The 5,200-nt window shown below is 64.1% G+C and carries 1 protein-coding gene; it reads right to left on the bottom strand.

Going from position 1 to position 5,200, the window contains the following annotated elements; genetic code table 11:
* A partial coding sequence (locus tag NLU14_RS21220; RefSeq protein WP_275710371.1) for a non-ribosomal peptide synthetase occupies positions 1-5,200 on the bottom strand: 5,200 nt, incomplete at both ends.

Below are 5,200 nucleotides of genomic sequence, written 5' to 3'. Positions count from 1 at the left end.
CCCACGCGGCTTTCGGCCCCCACGCCCTGCCCCAGCAGCCAGTGGGCCAGGCGGTTGGCGCGGCTGTCGAACTCGGCAAGGGTCAGGCGATCCTCGCCGTGGACCACCGCAATCGCATCAGGGCGCTGGCGCGCCTGCTCCGCAATCAGTGCCGGGATCGGCCTTGGGTCCACCGGCGGGTGGGCCGGATGATTCCAGTCATCCCAAACCACCCGCTCCTCATCACTGAGCAACGGCAGCTCGGCCAGCGGGGTTTGCGGCTCACGGCTGATGACATCCAGGATAGCCAGCAGTTGCCCGGCCATCCGCTCGATGGTAGTGGCGTCGTAGATGTCGGTGGCAAAATCCAGGTAACCATGGACCCGGCCGTCCGCCTGCTCCTGGGTACCCAGCACCAGATCAAAGTGGGCATTTTCCGCAGGACAATCTAGCGGCTCACAGCGGAGGTTGTCCATGCCTGCCAACGGCCGATGGTCAAACACCTGGTGGTTATAGCTCACCTGGAACAGCGGATTGTGGCTGAGGCTGCGCTCCGGTTGCAGTGCCTCCACCAACTGCTCGAAAGGCAGATCGGCATGAGCCTGGGCGCCGTGCATCCGCTCGCGCACCTGGGCCAGGAGATCACTGACCCTGTCGCCGGGATTCATTTCCGCTCGCAACACCAGAGTATTGACGAAGAACCCGATCAACCCTTCCGTACCCGGCTGGTGGCGGCCGGATACCGGCACACCAATCCGCAGGTCCCGCTGGCCACTGAGGCGATACAGCAAGGCCTCGAACCCGGCCAGGATGACCATGAACAGGGAGACCTGTTGCCGGCCTGAGGCAAGGCGAAGTTGATCGGTCAATGCCGCTGGCAACGTGAAGGCATGGCGTGCGCCCCGGCCATCCCGCTGGGCCGGTCGCGGCCGGTCACTGGGCAGGTCCAGCACTGGATGTTCCTCTCCCAGTTGTGCCTTCCACCAGTTCAACTGGCGCTCCAGCTCCGCCCCGGCCAGGTTCTCCCGCTGCCAGATCGCATAGTCGGCGTACTGTACCGGCAATGGATCCACGCCGCCGGATTCTCCCAGTGCAGCACTGCGATAGAAGTCCACGAGCTCTTCCAGCAGCAACTGCATGGACCAGCCATCGGAAATAATGTGGTGCATGCACAGCAACAGGCGCCACTCGGACTCGTCCATGCGAACCAGCGCAATACGCCAGGGTGGTGAGCTCTCCAGGTCGAACGGGCGGCGACTGAAGGCCCGGAACCGCTCCGCGCATGCCCTCTCGGGGTCGTCGGAATGCCGCAGATCCTCCTGTTCCATGGGCAGGGCATCGGTTTCAAGGATGCACTGCTGAGGTACACCGTTGTCGCCGTGGCTGAAGCAGGTACGCAGGGATTCGTGGCGACGGGCCAGTTGCATAAAGGCCGCTAACAGGGCCTCCGGGTTCAGTTCGCCCTGTAAACGCAAACCACCCGGCAGGTGGTAGGCGCTGCTGTCCGGTTCCAGTTGCGCCAGGAACCACAGCCGCTGCTGGGCGTAGGACTGGGGCGACTGCTGGCCGCGCGGGTACGGAGCCAGGGCCGTGCCGTTATTCTCAGCCACCTGTTCCAGCGCCACGGCCAGCCCCGCCAGGGAGTCGGCTTCAAACAGTGAGCTCAGGGGCAAGGTGCGATTCAGGCTCTTGCGAATCCGGTGGACCAGATTGACACCGAGCAAGGAGTGACCGCCCAGGGCAAAGAAGTTGTCCTGGCGACCAACACGTTCCACTCCCAGAACTTCCTGCCATAGTACCGCCAGGCGTTGTTCAAGCTCACCCTGCGGTGCCTCGTATTCGGCAACATCCACCTCCGGCTCCGGCAACGCCTTGCGGTCCAGTTTTCCGTTGGCTGATAGCGGGAAGGCCTCCAGCGCCATAAGATGACTGGGCACCATATAGTCCGGCAGCCGTCGCTTCAGCTCATTTCGCAGGGCCTCCAGGTCAACCTGTATGCCCTGGACATACCCCGCCAACTGATCGCTACAGGCAACCACCACGGCGTCGGCAACCCCTTCATGGAGGCGCATGACCGCCTCGATCTCGCCCAGCTCGATACGCAGGCCCCGCAGTTTGATCTGGTGGTCCAGCCGGCCCAGGTACTCGATTGTGCCGTCCGCACACCAGCGCGCCAGGTCACCACTGCGATACAGGCGCTCACCGCTCGCAAACGGGTTGGGCACGAAGCGCTCGGCGGTCAGATCAGGGCGCCCAACGTAGCCTTCCGCCAGGCCCGCGCCGCCGATATACAGTTCGCCGGCCACGCCGACGGCCTGTGGGTTGAGACGAGAGTCGAGGATATGAATCTGCAGATTGCCGATGGGGCGGCCGATGGGAACGGTTTGAATTAAACTGCGCTCATCGGCCCGGCAGGTCCAGTGGGTGACATCAATGGCCGCCTCGGTGGGTCCGTAGAGGTTGTACAGGTTCGCCTGCGGCAGGCGCTGGAGCACCTGATCCTGCAGTTCCCCGGGCAGGGCCTCGCCACTGCACACAATGCGGCGCAGGCTCTCGCAATCGTTCAGGTCATCCTGCGTCATAAAGGCCGACAGCATCGACGGCACAAAGTGCAGTGTGGTCACCGACTCGCGGTGGATCAGCTCAACCAGCCTGGCTGGCTCCTTGTGGTCACCGGGCCGGGCCACCACCAACCGGGCGCCCACCATCAGCGGCCAGAAGAACTCCCATACCGACACATCGAAACTGTAGGGTGTTTTCTGCAGCACGATATCGCCCTCACCCAGCTCGTAGGCCGACTGCATCCATTGCAGGCGGTTGAACAGGGCGGCGTGGCTATTGGCCACGCCCTTGGGGGCGCCGGTGGAGCCCGACGTATAGATAACATACGCCCGCTGCCGGGGATGAATAGCAACCCCGGGTGCGCTATCGGGCTGACCTGAAAGCTCCAGCCGGTCCAGGTTGAGGACCGACAGGCCAGGCACCGACGGCAGCCGATCCATCGCCGCTTCATGGCTCAGCACCAGTGCGATGTCCGCCCCCTCAAGCACCTGACGCTGGCGCTCGCCGGGATGGTCCGGGTCAATGGGCACATAGGCGGCACCCGCCTTATGGATGGCGTAGAGGGCCACCACCAGCTCCACTGATCGTTCCATTGCCACGCCCACCAGGCTGTCGCCATGGATGCCCTGGCCCACCAGGTAATGGGCCAGGCGGTTGGCCGTGCGGTCGAGTTCGCCATAGCTCAGGCGGTGGTCGCCGAACACCAGGGCCTCCCGTTCCGGATTTGCCCGGGCCTGGCTTTCGAATATCCGGTGCACCGGCTCGGGCTGGCCGTAGTCCACCGAGGTGGCGTTCCAGACAGACAGCCGGTGCCGGTCGGCCTCGTCCAACAGGTCGTAGTCGCCGATAGCCGTTTGCGGCGCTTCCGCAATCTGGTGCAGCAAGTGTTCGAACCGACGGTGCAGGTGCTCAATGGTTTGCGGATCGAACAGATCGGTGGCGTAGTTCCAGTCACCCGCCAAATGCCCGTCCGGACTTTCGACGGTGTTCAGCGCCAGGTCGAACTGGGTTCTGCCATTGTTGAACCCCAGGGCTTCCACCTCCAGGCCGGGCAGGGAGAGCAGGTTTTCATAGTCGCGGCGCTGGTGATCGTAAGCCACCTGGAACAGCGGGTTATGGCTCAGGCTGCGCTCCGGCTGCAGGGCCTCCACCAGCTGTTCAAAGGGCAGATCCTGGTTGGCCTGGGCGTCGATGACGGTGGCGCGGACCTCGCCAAGCACCTGTTCAAAATTCAGCGCCGGTTCCACCTGGCAACGCAGTACCTGGGTGTTCACGAAGAATCCGATCAGTTCCTCGGTCTCCCGGCGGTTACGGCCCGCCACTGGAACCCCGACCCGCAGGTCGAACTGACCACTGAGCCGGTGCAACAACACGTTGTAGGCGGCGAGCATGACCATGAACGGGGTTGCACCGTGAGCCTTTGCCAGTTCCTTCAGCCGGCTTGCCAGGCGATCATCCAGGGCAAATTCATGGCGGCCACCCCTGAAACTCTGCCGCGACGGACGCGGTCGGTCCGTGGGCAATTCCAATACCGGGTGTGTATCTCCCAGCTTGCCACGCCAGTATTCCAGTTGCCGCTCGCCCTCGCCGCTGGCAAGCCAGCCCCGCTGCCAGATGGCATAATCGGTGTACTGCACCGACAGTTCCGCCAGGGCAGGCGATTCCCCCCGCCGGGCTGCCTGGTAACAGGCGGCGAAATCCCGCAGCAACACAGACACCGACCAGCCATCGGAAATGGCGTGGTGCATGCACAGCAACAAACGCCATTCCCTGTCACCCATCCAAACAAGGCCAACCCGCCATAGCCGCTGCTCCGCCAGGCGGAAAGGCCGTGCCATGAACCCGATGGCATGGGCACGGAAAGCCGCCTCCACATCCGCCGCGCGGCTCAGGTCCACGCGCTCGACGGTCACCGGTTCGGGGCTGTCCACCACTTGCTGGGGCACTTCCTCACCGTTCGACGGGGCAACCAGCCGGGTGCGCAACACCTCATGCCGATGGGCCAGCGCGGTGAACGCCCGGCTCAGGGCCTGTTCGTCCAGCTCGCCTTCCAGATGCAGGACAGCAGGCAGGTTGTAGGCGGAGGAGTCAGGCTCCAGCCGGTCCAGGAACCAGAGCCGCTGCTGGGCATGGGACTGCGGCGCCCGTGTCAGGCCCAGGCGACGAACACCCAGGCATTCCGCGTTTTCTGACCCTGTCGAACCTTCCTGCTTTTCACTGTCCTGGCGCTCCAGCCACGAAGCCATCTCGGCCAACAGTGGCGCCTCAAACACAGCGCGCAGGGGCAGCTCAATATTCAGGTCATGGCGAATGCGGGAAACCATCTGGGTCGCCAACAGGGAATGGCCGCCCAATTCAAAGAAGTGGTCATTGCGGCTGATTCGCTCCCGCTGCAGCAGGTCCCGCCAGATACCAGCCAGTCTCTGTTCACCGGCGGTCGCTGGCGCTTCGTAATCAGCGGCACCAACGGTGGGCTCGGGCAACGCATTGCGGTCCAGCTTGCCGTTGGGCAGCGTGGGCAACCGCTCCAGCGCCACGATGTGCGACGGCACCATGTACTCCGGCAGTTGTTCCCTCAGGCGGGCCTTGATCCGCTGCTCCTCCAGGCCCTCGCCGGAGACATAACCCACCAGTTTCTGGCCGCCGGCGGTGTCCTTCA

This window comes from Marinobacter iranensis (assembly GCF_029207565.1).
Taxonomy (GTDB): Bacteria; Pseudomonadota; Gammaproteobacteria; order Pseudomonadales; family Oleiphilaceae; genus Marinobacter; species Marinobacter iranensis.
The sequence above is the reverse complement of the archived record's forward strand: the minus strand, read 5'-3'. Positions and strand labels throughout refer to the sequence as shown.